Annotated in this window: 15 protein-coding genes and 1 pseudogene; 7 read left to right on the forward strand and 9 right to left on the reverse strand. The window is 74.0% G+C overall.

Going from position 1 to position 16,023, the window contains the following annotated elements:
- The 7 genes and pseudogenes from OHB41_RS14475 to OHB41_RS14505 form a co-directional block, all read left to right on the forward strand.
- Window positions 1-1,041: pseudogene (locus tag OHB41_RS14475) on the forward strand (ADP-ribosylglycohydrolase family protein); the annotation flags it as partial.
- 581 nt (window positions 1,042-1,622) lie between these two features.
- Window positions 1,623-2,726 (forward strand): ADP-ribosylglycohydrolase family protein, encoded by a 1,104-nt coding sequence (locus tag OHB41_RS14480; RefSeq protein ID WP_323138451.1) that lies wholly within the window; start codon window positions 1,623-1,625, stop codon window positions 2,724-2,726.
- Between the two features lie 7 nt (window positions 2,727-2,733).
- Entirely contained in the window at window positions 2,734-3,903 is a 1,170-nt protein-coding gene (locus tag OHB41_RS14485; RefSeq protein ID WP_451289344.1) for an ADP-ribosylglycohydrolase family protein, read from the forward strand.
- Window positions 3,891-5,309, forward strand: a complete 1,419-nt coding sequence (locus tag OHB41_RS14490; protein WP_266698480.1) for an ADP-ribosylglycohydrolase family protein — start codon at window positions 3,891-3,893, stop codon at window positions 5,307-5,309. The genes OHB41_RS14485 and OHB41_RS14490 overlap by 13 nt, the downstream gene beginning before the upstream one ends.
- Window positions 5,306-6,226: a ribokinase gene (gene rbsK, locus OHB41_RS14495; protein ID WP_266698482.1), complete on the forward strand. Its 921-nt coding sequence runs from the start codon at window positions 5,306-5,308 to the stop codon at window positions 6,224-6,226. The genes OHB41_RS14490 and rbsK overlap by 4 nt, the downstream gene beginning before the upstream one ends.
- Window positions 6,223-7,425, forward strand: a complete 1,203-nt coding sequence (locus OHB41_RS14500; protein ID WP_266698483.1) for a CaiB/BaiF CoA transferase family protein — start codon at window positions 6,223-6,225, stop codon at window positions 7,423-7,425. The genes rbsK and OHB41_RS14500 overlap by 4 nt, the downstream gene beginning before the upstream one ends.
- A complete protein-coding gene (locus OHB41_RS14505) occupies window positions 7,422-8,273 on the forward strand; it encodes an HpcH/HpaI aldolase/citrate lyase family protein (RefSeq protein ID WP_266698484.1) in 852 nt (283 codons plus the stop codon). The genes OHB41_RS14500 and OHB41_RS14505 overlap by 4 nt, the downstream gene beginning before the upstream one ends.
- Window positions 8,274-8,325: 52 nt before the next feature.
- Here the strand turns inward: OHB41_RS14505 and lgt are convergent, their stop codons facing one another.
- The 9 genes from lgt to OHB41_RS14550 all read right to left on the reverse strand — a co-directional run bounded on the left by lgt (window position 8,326) and on the right by OHB41_RS14550 (window position 15,977).
- Entirely contained in the window at window positions 8,326-9,516 is a 1,191-nt protein-coding gene (gene lgt, locus OHB41_RS14510; protein ID WP_266698485.1) for a prolipoprotein diacylglyceryl transferase, read from the reverse strand.
- 133 nt (window positions 9,517-9,649) lie between these two features.
- On the reverse strand, window positions 9,650-10,426 hold the full coding sequence (locus OHB41_RS14515; RefSeq protein ID WP_266698487.1) for a DsbA family protein: 777 nt from the start codon (window positions 10,424-10,426) through the stop codon (window positions 9,650-9,652).
- A gap of 101 nt (window positions 10,427-10,527) precedes the next feature.
- On the reverse strand, window positions 10,528-11,343 hold the full coding sequence (gene trpA, locus OHB41_RS14520) for a tryptophan synthase subunit alpha (RefSeq protein WP_266698488.1): 816 nt from the start codon (window positions 11,341-11,343) through the stop codon (window positions 10,528-10,530).
- Complete coding sequence (gene trpB, locus OHB41_RS14525) at window positions 11,340-12,632, reverse strand: tryptophan synthase subunit beta (RefSeq protein ID WP_266698489.1); 1,293 nt, start codon at window positions 12,630-12,632, stop codon at window positions 11,340-11,342. The genes trpA and trpB overlap by 4 nt, the downstream gene beginning before the upstream one ends.
- A 384-nt stretch (window positions 12,633-13,016) precedes the next feature.
- Window positions 13,017-13,235 (reverse strand): tryptophan biosynthesis modulator TrpM, encoded by a 219-nt coding sequence (trpM, locus tag OHB41_RS52030; RefSeq protein WP_323138452.1) that lies wholly within the window; start codon window positions 13,233-13,235, stop codon window positions 13,017-13,019.
- Window positions 13,236-13,377: 142 nt separating this feature from the next.
- The gene (trpC, locus tag OHB41_RS14535; protein ID WP_266698493.1) at window positions 13,378-14,187 is read right to left on the reverse strand and encodes an indole-3-glycerol phosphate synthase TrpC; all 810 of its coding nucleotides are present in this window, start codon (window positions 14,185-14,187) and stop codon (window positions 13,378-13,380) included.
- A gap of 167 nt (window positions 14,188-14,354) precedes the next feature.
- Window positions 14,355-14,801 (reverse strand): DUF2752 domain-containing protein, encoded by a 447-nt coding sequence (locus tag OHB41_RS14540; protein ID WP_266698494.1) that lies wholly within the window; start codon window positions 14,799-14,801, stop codon window positions 14,355-14,357.
- Between the two features lie 89 nt (window positions 14,802-14,890).
- The gene (locus OHB41_RS14545) at window positions 14,891-15,142 is read right to left on the reverse strand and encodes an HGxxPAAW family protein (RefSeq protein WP_266698495.1); all 252 of its coding nucleotides are present in this window, start codon (window positions 15,140-15,142) and stop codon (window positions 14,891-14,893) included.
- A gap of 181 nt (window positions 15,143-15,323) precedes the next feature.
- A complete protein-coding gene (locus OHB41_RS14550) occupies window positions 15,324-15,977 on the reverse strand; it encodes a TIGR02234 family membrane protein (protein ID WP_266698497.1) in 654 nt (217 codons plus the stop codon).
- Between the last annotated feature and the right edge of the window lie 46 nt (window positions 15,978-16,023).

Genomic DNA, 16,023 nt, shown 5'->3' on the forward strand with positions numbered 1-16,023 from the left:
ATGGCTTCCATCGCCTGCATCCCCTCCGTCCCGGCGCCCGGGGACGCCACCGGTCTGCGCGAACGGGCACGCGGGGCGCTGCTCGGACTCGCCGTCGGGGACGCGCTGGGCGCGCCCGCCGAGAACATGCGGCCGTCGGAGATCCGTGCGAAGTGGGGCCGGATCACGGGCTACGTCGCCGAGCATCCGGCCGGCACGGACGACACGGAGTACGCGATCTTCTCCGGACTGCTGCTGGCCCGGCACGGCTCGGCGCTCACCGTGGCGCACGTCGAGTCCGCCTGGCACCAGTGGATCGCGGACCGTGACGAGGGGCCCTTCCGCGGCGCCGGCTTCAGCGAGCGCGGCACCCTGGAGAACCTCCGCCGGGGACTGGCGGCCCCCATCTCGGCCCAGCACCGGCACGCGTGGAGCGACGGCCTGGCGATGCGCGCGGCCCCCTTCGGCGTCTTCGCGGCGGGGCGTCCCGCGGAGGCCGCGCGACTGGTGGCGATCGACGGTTCGGTGAGCCACGACGGCGAGGGCATCTACGGCGGCCAGGCGGTCGCGGCGGGTGTCGCGGCGGCGATGGCGGGCGCCTCGACGATCGCCGTAGCCGCCTCCGCGCTCGCGGTGATCCCGGACGACTCCTGGACGGCCCGGTCGCTGCGCCGCGCGATCGCGGTCGCGCACCGCGGCGAACGCGCGGTGCGCTCGGCGGTCGTCATCGGCGGCTACCCCTGGACGGACCTGGCCCCCGAAGCCGTCGCCCTGGCCTTCGGCGCGTACGCCGCCGCCGACGGCGACTTCACCGAGTCCGTCCTCACCGCCGTCAACATGGGCCGCGACGCCGACACCACGGCGGCGGTGGCGGGCGCGCTGGCCGGGGCGACCCGGGGCGCCGGCGCGATCCCGGCCGCCTGGGCGGCGGCCATCGGACCGGCGCGCGGCAGCTGCCTCCCCTCGATGGAGGGCCACCACGTGCTGGACGTGGCGGAACTGCTGACCCCCGGGGACGACAAGAAGTGGTGTTCGGGTGCCGCCCGGGAGCCGGTCCCGGACGACGGTCCCGCCGTACGGGACCGGAGACGGCCCGCACACGATCCGGACCGCACGAGAGCGGCCCCGCATCCGGAACCGGGCGTCGCCCTCGGCCCCGGCCCCCGCGTGCTCACCACCGTCTCCGTCAGCACCGCGGGCCACCCCCTCACTGCGGACCGCACCCTCACCACCGTCTCCGTCAGCACCGCGGGCCACCCCCTCACCACCGACTCCGTCAGCACCGCGGGCCAGATCCCCACCACCGGCCACGCCCTCGACGCGGATCACCTCGTCACCGCCGCCCATGCCCTCCCCGCGGACCCGGCCCTCACCGCCGGCCCCCTCTTCACCGCGGACCACCCCGGCGCGGACCACCCCGTCACCGCGGCCCCGACCCTCACCACCCACCCCGCCCACACCACCCACCCCGCCGTCACCGCGGACCCCGCCCTCGCCACCCCCACTCTTGCCACCACCGACGAGGAGGTACGCCCGTGAGTCCCGGTCTCGTGGGAGACGAAACCGGCGCGGGAGCGGCCTCGGCGCCGGACGTCCTCGTCACGGAGGTCGCCGACCCGGCGCCCGGCCCGCGCCCCCGCCGTATCGAGGGCCTCCTGCTCGGCCTCGCCGCCGGCGACGCCGCCGGCTGGCCCGCGGCCCGGCACCGCGCCGCCCGCATGCCCGAGTGGACACGGCGGCTGACCAGGGAACTGGACACGTTCGCCGAACAGAACGCGACGACGACCCTGCCGGTGCCCATCGCCCTGAACCAGCCGCCGGAGCCCCTGCGGCTCGGCCCCTCGGACGACGCCGAGTGGGCGGCGTTCGCCGCCGAGGCCGTACTGCGCGCCGGGGACGCCGGCGCGCTCGGCGATCTCAGCCGGGCGCGGCGGATGCGGGCGTCCATCGACCTGTCCTGGAACGCCGTCGCCAGCGAGGTAGCCGCGGCCGCCGAGCGCGCCCCCGAGGTCGAGTCCGCGCTGCAGCCGCTGCGCGCCCGGATCTCCGTACGGGCCGGGCTCGGCAACCTCGCAACCGGCCTGCGCCCGCCCGCCACCGGCCACGACAATCCGCACTACTTCGACGACGCGGCCTGCGTCCGGGCCTGCGTGCTCGCCATCGCCCACCCGGGCGACGCACGGCTCGCCGCGGAACTGGCCGAGTTCGACGCCCGCTACACCCAGGACGGCGACGGCGTGCACGGCGCCCGCGCCATGGCCGCCGCCCTCGCGCTCGCCCTCGCCGGGGCCGACGTCGAGGCATGCGCGGACGCCGCCCTCGCCGAACTGCCCAAGGAGACGGAGATCGGCCGCAACGCGCGCCACGCGCTGCGGCTCGCCCGCGACAGCGAGGGCACCTTCGCCCTGGTCCCCCTCCTGGAGCACCAGATCGTCGACCACGTCTACAGCTACGGCGTCGCGGCGGCGGAAACCGTTCCGGTCGCCCTGGCCCTCGCCACCGCGGCGCGCGGCCGGATCGCGGAGGCGGTGCCCGCCGCCGCCTGCCTCTCCCGCGTCGCCGACTCCGCCCCGGCCCTGGCGGGGGCGCTGACCGGCGCGCTGGGCGGCGGCGCCGCGATCCCGGCCACCTGGCGCGACGCCTGTCGGATCCTCTCGGGGTGCGCGCTCCCCCGCCTCACCGGTACGGACCTCATCGGACTCGCCGATCTGCTCGAAGCGACGGAACTGGCCCTCCCAGAGGGATGATTCGGGCATGACGCCCAAAAGAGTAGAAATGGGAACCCTCGACGAACGGATCACGGGAGCCCTCGTCGGAGCGGCCGTCGGCGACGCTCTCGGCGGCCCCGTCGAGGGCTACACCCCCGAGCAGATCACCGAACGGCACGGCGGCCGCGTGCACGGCGTCGTCGGCCCCTGGAACGGCGACGCCTGGCGCACCGCCCGCCCCATCGCCCCGTACCACAAGGGCGACGGGCACGTCACCGACGACACCCTCATGACCCACGCGCTGATCCGCGTGTACACCACGGTCCGCGACCACCTCGACGCCTACGCCGTCGCCGGACATCTGGTCCCCGACCTGATGACCACCCCCCGCTGGATCCCGGAACTGGAAGCGGAGGCGCTCCCGCTCCAGCGGATCTTCCTCGCCGAGAAGTGGCTGGTCGCCCGGCTCCACTATGGCCATGTGGACCCCCGGGAGGCGGGCGCGGGCAACATCGTCAACTGCGGCGCCGCGATGTACATGGCACCGGTCGGACTCGTGAACGCGGCCAACCCGGCGGGCGCGTACGCCGAGGCGCTGGACGTCGCGGGCGCGCACCAGTCCTCCTACGGCAGGGAGGCGGCGGGCGTGCTGGCGGCGGGGGTGGCCGCGGCGTGCGCGCCGGGGGCGACCCCGGACTCGGTCGTCACGGCCTGTCTGGCCCTGGCGAAGGACGGCACCCGGGACGCGATCGAGGCGGTCTGCGAAGTCGCCGCCCGCCACTCGGACTTCGAGTCGGCGCTGCGCCCGCTGCGGGAGGCGGTGGCCCCCTTCGACACGGTGGGCCCGGACTACCGCACCCCGTCGCTCGGCGCCCGCCGCCCCTCCCGTCTGCACTCGATCGAGGAGCTCCCCGTCGCGCTCGGCATGCTGCTGGTCTCCGGCGGCGACTTCCGGCACGCGGTCCTCGGCTCGGTGAACTACGGCCGCGACTGCGACTCCATCGCCACGATGGCCGGGGCCCTGGCCGGGGCGCTCGGCTCCGGGATTCCGCGCGACTGGGCCAAGACGGTCGAGGAAGCGAGCCGTCTCGACCTGCACGCCCCGGCGACGGCCCTCGCCGAGGTGACCCGCGAGATCTTCGACCGGGACGTACGCCGCCGGCGCGCGCACGAGGCGGCGTACGCCGCGCTTGCGGGGATCCCATGCTCCGACTGACCTGGGTCCAGCCCGAGGACCTCCTCGGGCACGAACTCCACCAGGCCGCCCAGGACGGCCGCGAGGCCGATCCCATCGCGGCGCGCTGGCACGCGGCCGGCGGCCCGCGGGCCCCCCTCCGGGCCGGTGCCTCCGCCACTCCCGCCTCACCGTACCTACGGGCCCTGGCGACGGATCTGCTGGACGAACTCGCGGACCTGCCGAGCGAGTCGGCGGATCACGAGCCGACGGAACTGGCCTCCGTCATGGCCCGCTGCCCGGACTGGCCCACGCGGCAGCCGGCCCCGCCCGCCGACGGCGACGGCGGCACATCCACCGCCGCGCCCGGAGTCCCTGGCGTCTCCCCGGCCGTCGCCGTCCCCCGCCTGGAAGCCGCCTGGCTGGGCCGGGCCGCGGGCTGCCTGCTGGGCAAACCCGTCGAGAAACTCCCCCTCCGGGGCATCCGCGCACTGGCGAAGGCCACCGGGAACTGGCCCCTCCACACCTGGTTCACCGCCCGCGGCCTGCCCACGGAGCTGACCGACGCGTACCCCTGGAACAGACGCTCGGCGTCCACCTCGCTCGCCGAGAACATCGACGGCATGCCCGAGGACGACGACCTCAACTACCCCCTGCTCAACCTCCTGTTGCTCCAGCGCCACGGGAAGGGCTTCACCACCGCGGACGTGGCCCGCCTCTGGCTGGACGAACTCCCCGCCGGCCGCACCTTCACCGCGGAACGCGTCGCCTACCGCAACCTCCTCGCCGGCGTCGAACCCCCGCGCACGGCCCACCACCGCAACCCCTTCCGCGAATGGATCGGCGCCCTCATCCGCGCGGACGTCCACGGCTGGACGAACCCCGGCGACCCGGCCGCCGCCGCGACCCAGGCCCACCGCGACGCCACCCTCACCCACACCGCGAACGGCGTGTACGCAGCCATGTTCACCGCGGCCACCATCGCCGAGGCCGCCACCGGCCGCAGCGACATCCACGCCTGCCTGCGTACCGGCCTGACCGTCGTGCCCCCCGCCTCCCGACTGGCGAAGGCGGTCCACCACGCCGTCCGGCTCGCCCACTCGACCGTCGACTTCGAGAAGGTCGTCGACGTCCTGCACACCACCTACGGCGACTACCACTGGGTGCACGCCCTCCCCAACACCGCCCTGATCGCGGCCGCCCTCACCCACGCGGACGGCGACTTCAGCGGATCCGTCTGCCGCGCCGTGTCCGGCGGCTGGGACACCGACTCCAACGGCGCCACGGCGGGCAGCGTCGCGGGCCTGCTCGCCGGCGCCCCCGCCGCCCTGCCGGAGCGCTGGACCACCCCGCTCAAGAACCGCCTGGCCACCTCCCTCGCCGACTTCAACGGCATCGGCTTCGACACCCTCGCCCAGCTCACGCACCGGGAGACCCGTCACCCATGACCCACATCGCCGTGCTCGGCAGCACGAACATGGACCTCGTCACGTACGTCGCCAAGGCCCCGCAGCGCGGAGAGACCGTGACGGGACGGGAGTTCCGTACGATCCCCGGCGGCAAGGGCGCCAACCAGGCGGTCGCCGCGGCCCACGCGGGCGCCGACGTCACGTTGATCGGCGCGGTCGGCGTCGACTCCTTCGGCTCCCAGCTCCGCTCCGCCCTGGAGCACTCCGGCGTGGACACCGACCATCTGCGCACCACCGAGGGCCCCTCCGGCACCGCGCACATCGTGGTGGACGACGAGGGCGGCAACGCGATCGTCGTCATCCCCGGCGCCAACGGCACCGTCGACCACCTCGCCCCCGGTGACGAAGGCATGATCGCCACCGCCGACGCGCTCCTGCTCCAGCTGGAGATCCCGCTCGCCGCCGTCGTCGCGGGCGCCGAGGCGGCCCGTCGGCACGGCGTCCGCACCATCCTGACCCCGTCCCCCGTGCAATCCCTGCCCGCTCAACTCCTCGCCTCCATCGACCTGTTGGTGCCCAACGAGTACGAGGCCGCCGCACTGACCGGCACCCCCGACCCCCGCGAGGCGGCCACCGCGCTGCTCGACCTGGTGCCGCAGGTCGTCGTCACCCTGGGTGCCGCGGGCAGCCTGTACGCGGCACGGGGCGCCGCCCCCCTCACCGCCCCCGCGCCCCGCGTCAGCACCGTGGACTCGACCGGCGCGGGCGACACCTTCGTCGGCACCCTCGCGGTCGCGCTCGCGGAGGGCCGGCCGATGCCCGAGGCCCTCACCTGGGCGTCGGCGGCCGCCGCGCTGTCGGTACAGCGGATCGGGGCCACGTCCTCGATGCCGTACCGCTCCGAGATCGACGCCCAGGCCTCGCTGCCCGCGCACCACGCGCAGTCCACGTCATGAGCGCGCGCCCCGGACCCGGCCCGCTCACCGGCCTGCGCGTCCTCGACCTCGCCACCCTCTTCGCCGGCCCGCTCGCCGCCACCCTGCTCGGCGACTTCGGCGCCGAGGTCGTCAAGGTCGAGCACCCGGCCAAGCCCGACCCGTCCCGGGGCCACGGCCCGTCGAAGGACGGCATCGGCCTGTGGTGGAAACTCCTCGGCCGCAACAAGCGCACGATCACCCTCGACCTGTCGAGACCCGGTGGCCGCGCGACCCTTCTGCGGCTCGCCGCGGAGGCCGACGTGATCGTCGAGAACTTCCGCCCCGGCACCCTGGAGAAGTGGGACCTGGGCTGGGAGGAGCTGTCTGCCGCCAACCCCCGGCTCGTCCTCGCCCGCGTCACCGCCTTCGGCCAGTTCGGCCCCTACGCGCACCGACCCGGCTTCGGGACGCTCGCGGAGGCCATGAGCGGCTTCGCGGCGATCACCGGTGAACCGGACACACCCCCGGTCCTGCCCCCGTTCGGCCTGGCCGACTCGATCGCGGGCCTGACGACGGCGTACGCCGTGATGACGGCCCTGCGCGCCCGCGAGACCTCGGGCCTCGGCCAGGTGGTCGACATGGCGATCATCGAGCCGATCCTCACCGTGCTGGGCCCGCAGCCGCTCTGGTACGACCAGCTCGGCCACGTCCAGCCCCGTACCGGCAACCGCTCCGCGAACAACGCGCCCCGCAACACCTACCGCACGGCCGACGGTTCGTGGGTCGCCGTCTCGACCTCTGCGCAGTCGATCGCCGAGCGGGTGATGCGGCTGGTCGGACGCCCGGACCTGATCGACGAACCGTGGTTCGCGACCGGGGCGGACCGGGCACTCCACACGGACGTCCTGGACGAGGCGGTGGGCGCCTGGATCGCCCGCCGCGAGCGCGCCGAGGTGCTGGAGGCCTTCGAGAAGGCGGAGGCGGCGGTGGCCCCGATCCAGGACATCACCGATGTGATGGAGGACGCGCAGTACGAGGCGCTGGACACGATCACCACCGTCGCCGACCCGGAACTCGGCCCCCTGCGCATGCAGAACGTCCTTTTCCGGCTCTCCTCCACGCCCGGCGCGATCCGCTGGGCGGGCCGGGCGCACGGCGCCGACACGGACGCGGTCCTCACCGAGCTCGGACTGTCCGACGCCGAGATCACGGCCCTCAGATCGGAAGGCGCCCTGTGACGGTCCCGGCCTTCCCGCTCACCTGGCTGTACGCCCCCGGAGACCGCCCGGACGTGGTCGTCAAGGCCCTCGCCTCGGGCGCGGACATCGTCCTGATCGACCTGGAGGACGCGGTCGCACCGGACCGCAAGGAGTACGCCCGCGACGCCACCGCGGAGCTGCTCTCGGACCCTCCCCCGATCCCGGTCCATGTACGGGTGAACCCGCTGGACGGCCCCCTGGCCGAGTCCGACCTCAAGACGCTCTCCCCGCTCCCGGGCCTGTCCGGCCTGCGGCTGCCCAAGGTGGCCTCGCCCACGGACGTCGTCCACGTCGCGGAGCACGCGGCGCCCGCCACCGAGGGCAGCGGGATCCCGCTGTACGCCCTGCTGGAAACGGCCCTCGGCGTCGAACACGCCTTCGCCATCGCCTCGGCCCACCCGACCGTGCGCGGCATCGGGCTCGGCGAGGCGGACCTCCGAGCCGACCTGGGCGTACGTGACGACGCGGGCCTGGACTGGTCCCGTGCCCGGATCGTGCTCGCGGCCCGGGCCGCCGGACTCTCACCCCCCGCGCAGTCCATCCACCCCGACATCCGGGACCTGGAAGGGCTGGCGGCCTCCTGCGCCCACGGGCGCACCCTCGGCTTCCTCGGCCGCGCGGCCATCCACCCCCGCCAGCTCCCGGTGATCGAACGCGCCTACCTTCCGACATCGGCCGAGGTGGAGAGCGCCGAGGCCATCGTCGAGGCGGCCGGCGTCGAGCCGGGGGCCCAGGCCCTGCCCGACGGCCGTTTCGTGGACGCGGCGGTCGTGGCGTGCGCCCGCCGCACCCTCGCACTGGCCCGGCGCGACGCCCTGACGGCATGAACGAGGGGGCGCCGCGTCGTCGGACGCTGCGCCCCCTCGGCGTACCCGGTCGTCAGCCCTTCTTGGCCGACTCCGCCTCGCTCTTCACGGCACCGGCGGAATCCTCGGACACCTCGGCGTCGGGCCCGGCTTCGGCCGCCGCCCCGGACGTCGCACCCGTACCGGGCTCCGGGTCCGCGTCACCGGCCGACCTGCCGGCGGCCTTCTCCCCGGACTCCCCGGCCTTCTCGTCGGCCTTCTCGCCGGACTCCCCGGCCTTCTCGCCCGCCTCGCCGGCAGCCTTCTTGTCGACGCCGGGCTTCTCGCCGGACTCGACGTCGGCCTTCTTCTCGGCCTTCTCACCCGGCTCGTCGTCGGCCTTCTTGTCGAGGCCGACCGACGCCCCGGACCCGGCCTCACCGTCACCCTCGCCCTCGCCGGAGGCCTCCGCACCCGGCTCGACGATCTCCTCACGCCCGGGCCGCAGCCGCGCCGACACCACGATGTAGGCCACCGCGAGCACGAAGACCACCATCGCGGTCCAGTCGTTGAGACGCAGGCCCAGGAAGTGGTGGGCGTCGTCGACGCGCATGTACTCGATCCAGCCGCGACCGACGCAGTACGCGGCGACGTACAGCGCGAACGCCCGTCCGTGACCCAGGGTGAAGCGGCGGTCCGCCCAGATGACCAGGAAGCCGACGCCGACGCACCACAGCGACTCGTACAGGAAGGTCGGGTGGTAGTACCCCGGCACCCGCCCGTCCGTGGCGGACGTGATGTGCAGCGCCCAGGGCACGTCCGTGGCCCTGCCGTACAGCTCCTGGTTGAACCAGTTGCCCCAGCGCCCGATGGCCTGCGCGAAGACGATGCCGGGCGCGAGCGCGTCGGCCCAGGCGGGGAGCGGGATGCCGCGCCGGCGGCAGCCGATCCACGCGCCCACCGCACCGAGCGCGATCGCGCCCCAGATGCCGAGGCCGCCCTGCCACACCTTGAAGGCGTCCACCCAGTCACGGCCCTCGCTGAAGTACAGCTCGTAGTCCGTGATCACATGGTAGAGACGGCCGCCGACGAGACCGAACGGCACGGCCCACACCGCGATGTCGGCCACCGTGCCGGCCCGCCCTCCCCGGGCGATCCAGCGCTTGTTGCCGAGCCAGACGGCTACGAAGACGCCGATGATGATGCAGAACGCGTAGCCGCGCAGCGGAATGGGGCCGAGGTGCAGCACACCGTGCGACGGGCTGGGAATGTAGGCAATTTCCATGGCAGGGTCGACGCTACCGTGCCGGACGGGACCCGCGGCGGGCGCCCCGGCAACGGGTCCATAACGGGCGGCGCCCCCGGACCCTTCGCAGGCCGGGGGCGTCGCGGGTTCGGAGGCGTCGCGGGTCGGGGGCTCAGCGCTTGTTCTCCGCCTGCACCAGTTGCTTGAGCTTCGCGGGGGTCATGGTCTGGTCCGCGTAGATGTTCTTGCCGCCCAGCAGCACGGTCGGGGTGCCGGTGAAGCCGCTGGTCTGGAAGGCGGCGTTCGACTTCGTCACCCAGCTGTCGTGCCTGCCGTCGTTGACGCAGGCACGGAAGCCCGGGGTGTCGAGGCCGCCGACCTTGCCCGCCAGCTCGAGGAGCTTGGCGTTGTCCGCGAACGCGTCGTCGGTCTCCTTGGGCTGGTTCGCGTACAGCACGTCGTGGTACGCGACGAACTTGCCCGCGTCCTGGGCACAGGCCGCCGCGTTGGCCGCGTGGCGGGAGCCGCTGCCTCCCGTGTTGCCGTCGATCAGCGTGACCAGGTGGTATTCGACCTTCAGCTGACCGGCGTCCACCAGCTGGTGGATCGTCGGGCGGTACACCGTCTCGAAGGACTGGCAGGCCGGGCAGCGGAAGTCCTCCCAGACCGTGAGCGTCGACTTGGCGCCGTCCTTGCCCACGGGGATCGCGAGGCCGTCCTTGCCGGTCGCCCCCGAGGGCGACACCACCGGTCCCGCCGCGGTCTTCTTCTTGTCCTTGCCCGCACCGGCCGCCAGCACGCCCACCACCGCGGCCAGGGCGAGAACGCACACCACCGACGCGCCCACGATCAGCGCCCGGCGGCGCTTCTCCGCACCCTTCTGCTTCTGTCGCTCTGCCGCCAGCCGCTCACGGGCGGTGCTCTTTCCCTCACGGTTCTTCTCGCTCACATCCGGCAGAACGAACCGGGGAGGCGCAGCGCGCCTCCCCGGTCCCAGGTCCACCCGTTCGAGTGAGTGGATTGTCCCTTACGTGCCTGGACGGCTGCCCGTCACGGTGTTCCGCGCACACCCTTCGCCAGGTCGCCCGCGAGCGCCCGTACGGCCTCCAGGCCCGCCGCCTCGTCCGGCGCGTCCAGCATCCGCTTCACGAAGGCCGAGCCGACGATCACTCCGTCGGCGAAGCCGGCCACCTCGGAGGCCTGCGCGGCGTCGGAGACACCGAGTCCGACACAGACCGGCAGAGCGGTGGTGGCCCTGGTGCGCCGCACCAGGTCCTGGGCCTGGGCCCCCACCGACTCCCGGGTACCCGTGACGCCCATCAGCGAGGCCGCGTAGACGAAGCCGGAACCCGCCGCGGTGATCTCGGCGAGGCGGGCGTCCTTGCTGCTGGGCGCGACGACGAAGACGGTCGCGAGCCCGTGCTTCTCGGCGTGCTCCCGCCACAGCGCCGACTCCTGCACGGGCAGGTCGGGCAGGATGCAGCCCGCGCCGCCCGCCTCCGCCAGTTCGGCGGTGAAGCGCTCGACGCCGTAGCGGTCGATCGGATTCCAGTACGTCATCACGAGCACGGGCTTGCCGGTGGCCTCGAAGGCCTCCCGGACGGTCCGCATGACGTCGGCGATCTTGACCCCGCCGCGCAGGGCGATGTCGTCGGCGGTCTGGATGACGGGACCGTCGAGGACCGGGTCGCTGTGCGGCAGACCGACCTCGACGACGTCCGCGCCGCCCTCGAAGACGGCCTTGACCGCCGCGATGCCGCCGTCGACGGTCGGGAAGCCGGCCGGCAGGTACGCGATGAGGGCGGACCGCCCCTCCGCCCTGGCACCGGCGAGGGTGTCGCTCAACAGCTGGATGTTGCCGCTCACTTCGCGTCCCCCTCGATCTCGGCGTTCTCGTTGTCCGCGTCCGCCGGGACGGCCGCGTCGGCGCCCTCGTCGTACAGGCCGAAGTAGCGGGCGGCCGTGTCCATGTCCTTGTCGCCGCGGCCGGACAGGTTGACGATGATCAGCCCGTCCTCGCCCAGCTCCCTTCCGACCTCCAGGGCCCCGGCGAGCGCGTGGGCGCTCTCGATCGCCGGGATGATGCCCTCGGTGCGGGAGAGCAGGCGCAGTGCCTGCATCGCCGCGTCGTCGGTGACCGCGCGGTACTCGCCGCGGCCGCTGTCCTTGAGGTAGGCGTGCTCGGGGCCGATGCCGGGGTAGTCGAGGCCGGCCGAGATGGAGTACGGCTCGGTGATCTGCCCCTCCTCGTCCTGGAGGACGTAGGACCGCGAGCCGTGCAGGATGCCGGGCTCGCCCGCGGACAGGGTCGCGGCGTGCTCACCGGTCTCGATGCCGTGGCCCGCGGGCTCGCAGCCGACGAGACGCACACCGGCGTCCGGGATGAAGGCGTGGAAGAGCCCGATCGCGTTGGAGCCGCCGCCGACGCACGCGATGGCGGCGTCGGGAAGACGGCCGGCACGCTCCAGGATCTGCCGCCTGGCCTCGACCCCGATCACCCGGTGGAAGTCGCGGACCATGGCCGGGAAGGGGTGCGGACCCGCGACGGTCCCGAAGAGGTAGTGGGTGTGGTCGACGTTGGCGACCCAGTCCCGGAACGCCTCGTTGATGGCGTCCTTGAGGGTGCGGCTGCCCGACTTCACGGCGATGACCTCGGCGCCGAGCATCCGCATACGGGCGACGTTGAGGGCCTGCCGCCGGGTGTCGATCTCACCCATGTAGATGGTGCACTCGAGGCCGAACAGCGCGCAGGCGGTGGCCGTGGCCACCCCGTGCTGCCCCGCCCCGGTCTCGGCGATGACCCGCGTCTTGCCCATCCGCCTGGTGAGCAGGGCCTGGCCGAGAACGTTGTTGATCTTGTGGGAGCCGGTGTGGTTGAGGTCCTCGCGCTTGAGGAACACCCGGGCGCCACCGGCGTGTTCCGCGAAGCGCGCCACCTCGGTCAGTGCACTCGGGCGTCCCGTGTAGTGGACGAGGAGATCGTCGAGTTCACGCGCGAACTCGGGATCCGCCTTCGCCTTGTCGTACTCGACGGCGACCTCGTCCACGGCGGCGACCAGCGCCTCCGGGATGAACTTGCCGCCGAACGCGCCGAAGTACCCCTCGGCGCTGGGAACCTGACCCTCGGGGTCGGGAATGAAGAACTCGCTGGGCATGCGGTTACCTCGCAGGGGCGAAAGCCCCGGTTGAAGGTCGGACATGGGATCACATCAGCCATGCACGCACGCACACACACCGCGTCCTCTTCAGGCCCGCCGGGCCCGGACCGGCACGACCGGCGAACCGTCGCGGCCGGTCGGCCGGACCCGCAGGACGGGCCGGCTGATCTCCCCGCGACGGCCACGAGAGGGCCTGGGGGGAACGCCCGGGAAACCTCGAGGCGGTTGCACCCCGGGGTGTCCCCCGGGTGCCAGGACGGTCCCCGGACGATCCTCACGGTGCCGGGACGGTTCGCAGCCGCCGACGGGAATCGGCGGGCCGGAGCGGGTTCCCGCCCGAGGGCGGGCGACCGCGGGGTGGACCGGTGGTCCTGGCCCCGCTCAGCCCGTCCGCGGGGCGGAGCCGGCCGGAGACGACGCGAGTGCGTGTGCGCCGGGGCGCCATCGCATGCCGTTGACCTGGCCCGGTTCGTCGCCGATGACATAGCGGACCCGGCGTCCGTGGACGCGGCGGGCCGGCGCCCGGCAGCCGCGCGGACGGCAGCCGCGGGCGAGCCGGGCATACGGGTCGCGGGCCGCCGAGGCGGGCGGGAGCGTCACGGCGGACCGTGCGCAGAGCCGGCCCGCGTTCAGGTCGTGGGCCGAGCCGGGAGCGACCGACCGCACGCGCACCGGACCACCGTCCGGGCGCGGGCCCGGACGGGGAACGGCGAGGGCGTGGGTCGGGGTGGCCACCGGTCCGTCAGCTCCGTCCGTGCCGCAGCGCGGGGTGGGCCCCGGCCGCGACGAGGTCGGAGACCGCCGTCCTCGGGTCGCGCCCGGTGACGAGGGACTCGCCGACCAGGACCGCGTCGGCGCCCGCGTTGGCGTACGCGATGAGGTCGTGCGGCCCGCGGACGCCGGACTCGGCGACCTTGACGACACCGGCCGGGATCTCGGGAGCGACCCGTTCGAAGGTGGAGCGGTCCACCTTGAGGGTCTTCAGATTGCGCGCGTTGACGCCGATGACCTTGGCGCCGGCGTCCACCGCCCGCTCGGCCTCGTCCTCGTCGTGCACCTCGACGATCGGCGTGAGCCCGATGGACTCGGCGCGCTCGATGAGGGACTCCAGGGCCGGCTGGTCGAGGGCGGCCACGATCAGCAGAGCGAGGTCGGCGCCGTAGGCCCGGGCCTCCCACAGCTGGTACGACGTGACGATGAAGTCCTTGCGCAGCACGGGGATGTCGACCTTGGCGCGGACGGCCTCCAGGTCGGCCAGCGAGCCGCCGAAGCGGCGCTGCTCGGTCAGGACCGAGATGACGGACGCGCCGCCCGCCTCGTAGTCCGCGGCCAGTCCGGCCGGGTCGGCGATCGCGGCGAGCGCGCCCTTGGACGGGCTGGAGCGCTTGACTTCGCAGATGACCTTGACGCCGTCACCCCGCAGGGCTGCCACGCCGTCCTTGGCCGCAGGAGCCTTCGCCGCGCGCTCCTTGAGCTCGTCGAGGCTGACGCGCGCCTGCCGCTCCGCGAGGTCGGCACGGACTCCGTCGATGATCTCGTCGAGCACACTCACGCGAGCGGCCCCCTTCCCTGACGGTGAACGGTTGAAGCGGTTGAGCCTGTCGACCCGGCACCGCCGTCCCGGCGGTCCTGACGGGTCACTCCGATGGTATCCGGAGGAAGAGCCATGCCTCACATCCGGTTGACGCCGGTCCCACTACCTGGACATTTGTCATTTGATCAAGGGTGCAGCCAGCCACCGAGGGGCAGGTTCCGGACAACCGTGAAAACCAGCACCACAACGCCGGCGCTCCACAGATGCACGGGTCCCAGGTCGGCCCGTAGGGGCCGGCCGCGCACCGAACGGACCACCCAGACGGTCCACACCGCCGCGAAGGCCACATAGCCCACGACGGCGAGCGCGTTGTCCGTGAGCGCCGTCGCGAGGTCCCCGTGCACGAAGGCGTGCGCACTGCGCAGCCCGCCGCAGCCGGGGCAGTACACGCCCGTGAAGCGCAGCAGCGGGCAGACGGGGTAGTGCCCCGGCTGATTGGGGTCCACCGCCCCGACGTACGCGAAGGCGGCCACGACGGCGCCGAGCACGCCGGCCGGGACGCCGAGCCGCCGCAGCGCGAGCGGGGCGTTCGTGCGCGGTGCCCTCTGGGTTTCGGCGTTCACGAGACGCATTCTGCCCCTCTCCCGCGCGGGGCGCGCGTCGCGGACACGCGAGAGGCGGTCCCGGGTGCCGGGACCGCCTCTGGAGAAGCTTCTCGGGGTCAGCTCTCGGCGCCGACGGCCTCACGGACGGGCGGGGTGGAGACGGACGCGGCCCTGGTCTTCGGCTGGCCGAGGCCCGCCGCTCGCATCGCCATGCCGACGACACCGCCGAGCAGAACGATGACCATGCCGGCCCAGAAGCCCAGCGGGTCGGCCATCACCATGAAGGCACCGGAGACGCAGAAACCGATGAAGGCGATGATGACACCGGTCCAGGCGGCCGGGGTGTGACCGTGGCTGCTGCCCGCCATGACTTGCTCCTCGTTGCTGTGTGCGTGTGTGAGTCGGACGCTCACCGTCCATTGTCCCGTACTCGGACGTCCATCGTGAGCGCGGGGGTCGCTCCTCGCACGTCTGATGCGTCACGTCGTGACGGAGGTCCGGGTCCAAGGGCCCGCGGAGGACTCTGGGAGAGAGCCCGTGGGCCGGGGCCTAGGTCCCGGCCGGATCCGGCCCCGTGGGGTCCTCGCCGCGGTCGAGGGCCTTCCAGAGGTCCTCGGGCCGGTCGGGGTCGACAGGTTTGGCCTTGCGCGGCCGGGCCGTCCCGTCGCGCTCGTAGCGCCCCGACATCGCGGGCCACAGCCGTCCGTAGCGCAGGGCGAGCAGCCCGGCGAGGAGGATGAGGGCACCGCCCGCCGCGGCGACGTACGGCCAGGCGGTGTGGCTGAGGGCGTCCGCGGTCGCGGCGGTGTCGCCGGACGCCGCCGCGGCCTTCTCGTCGAGCGCGGAGTCGTCGCTCGCGCCGAGCACCGCCGCGACGACCGTGCCCGCGCCGGAGAGCGCGAGCAGCGCGGAGACCAGCAGGCGTCCGGAGCGGCGGACGGCGAAGACGGCGACGAGCGCGGCGAGGCCCACCACGGCGAGCGCCGCGGGCACGCCCGTGACGTCGCTGCCCCTGGCGGTCAGCGGGAAGGCGCCGCCGGCGACCGTCGCCGTGCCCTGCGACCAGTTCTGCCGGGTGGCGAGCAGGGCCACTGCCGCGCCGAGGGCGCCGCAGAGCAGGGCGATGCCAAGGCTGCGGCGGCCGGCCCGGGCGGGGCCGGCGGCTTCGGATCGGGGGGAAGGTACGGCAGTCACGTACCCCACTATCGCCTGAACCCCGGGCGAACCGTCACCCGGGGTTCACGTGAGC

Source organism: Streptomyces sp. NBC_01571 (assembly GCF_026339875.1).
GTDB lineage: Bacteria > Actinomycetota > Actinomycetes > Streptomycetales > Streptomycetaceae > Streptomyces.

Excerpts from the sequence above, each read along its gene's own strand:
- lgt (WP_266698485.1), bottom strand. The coding sequence starts at position 9,516 with ATGGAAATTGCCTACATTCCCAGCCCGTCGCACGGTGTGCTGCACCTC.
- OHB41_RS14545 (WP_266698495.1), bottom strand. The coding sequence starts at position 15,142 with ATGGCGGGCAGCAGCCACGGTCACACCCCGGCCGCCTGGACCGGTGTC.
- OHB41_RS14490 (WP_266698480.1), top strand. The coding sequence starts at position 3,891 with ATGCTCCGACTGACCTGGGTCCAGCCCGAGGACCTCCTCGGGCACGAA.
- rbsK (WP_266698482.1), top strand. The coding sequence starts at position 5,306 with ATGACCCACATCGCCGTGCTCGGCAGCACGAACATGGACCTCGTCACG.
- OHB41_RS14485 (WP_451289344.1), top strand. The coding sequence starts at position 2,734 with ATGACGCCCAAAAGAGTAGAAATGGGAACCCTCGACGAACGGATCACG.
- OHB41_RS14500 (WP_266698483.1), top strand. The coding sequence starts at position 6,223 with ATGAGCGCGCGCCCCGGACCCGGCCCGCTCACCGGCCTGCGCGTCCTC.
- trpB (WP_266698489.1), bottom strand. The coding sequence starts at position 12,632 with ATGCCCAGCGAGTTCTTCATTCCCGACCCCGAGGGTCAGGTTCCCAGC.
- OHB41_RS14540 (WP_266698494.1), bottom strand. The coding sequence starts at position 14,801 with ATGCGTCTCGTGAACGCCGAAACCCAGAGGGCACCGCGCACGAACGCC.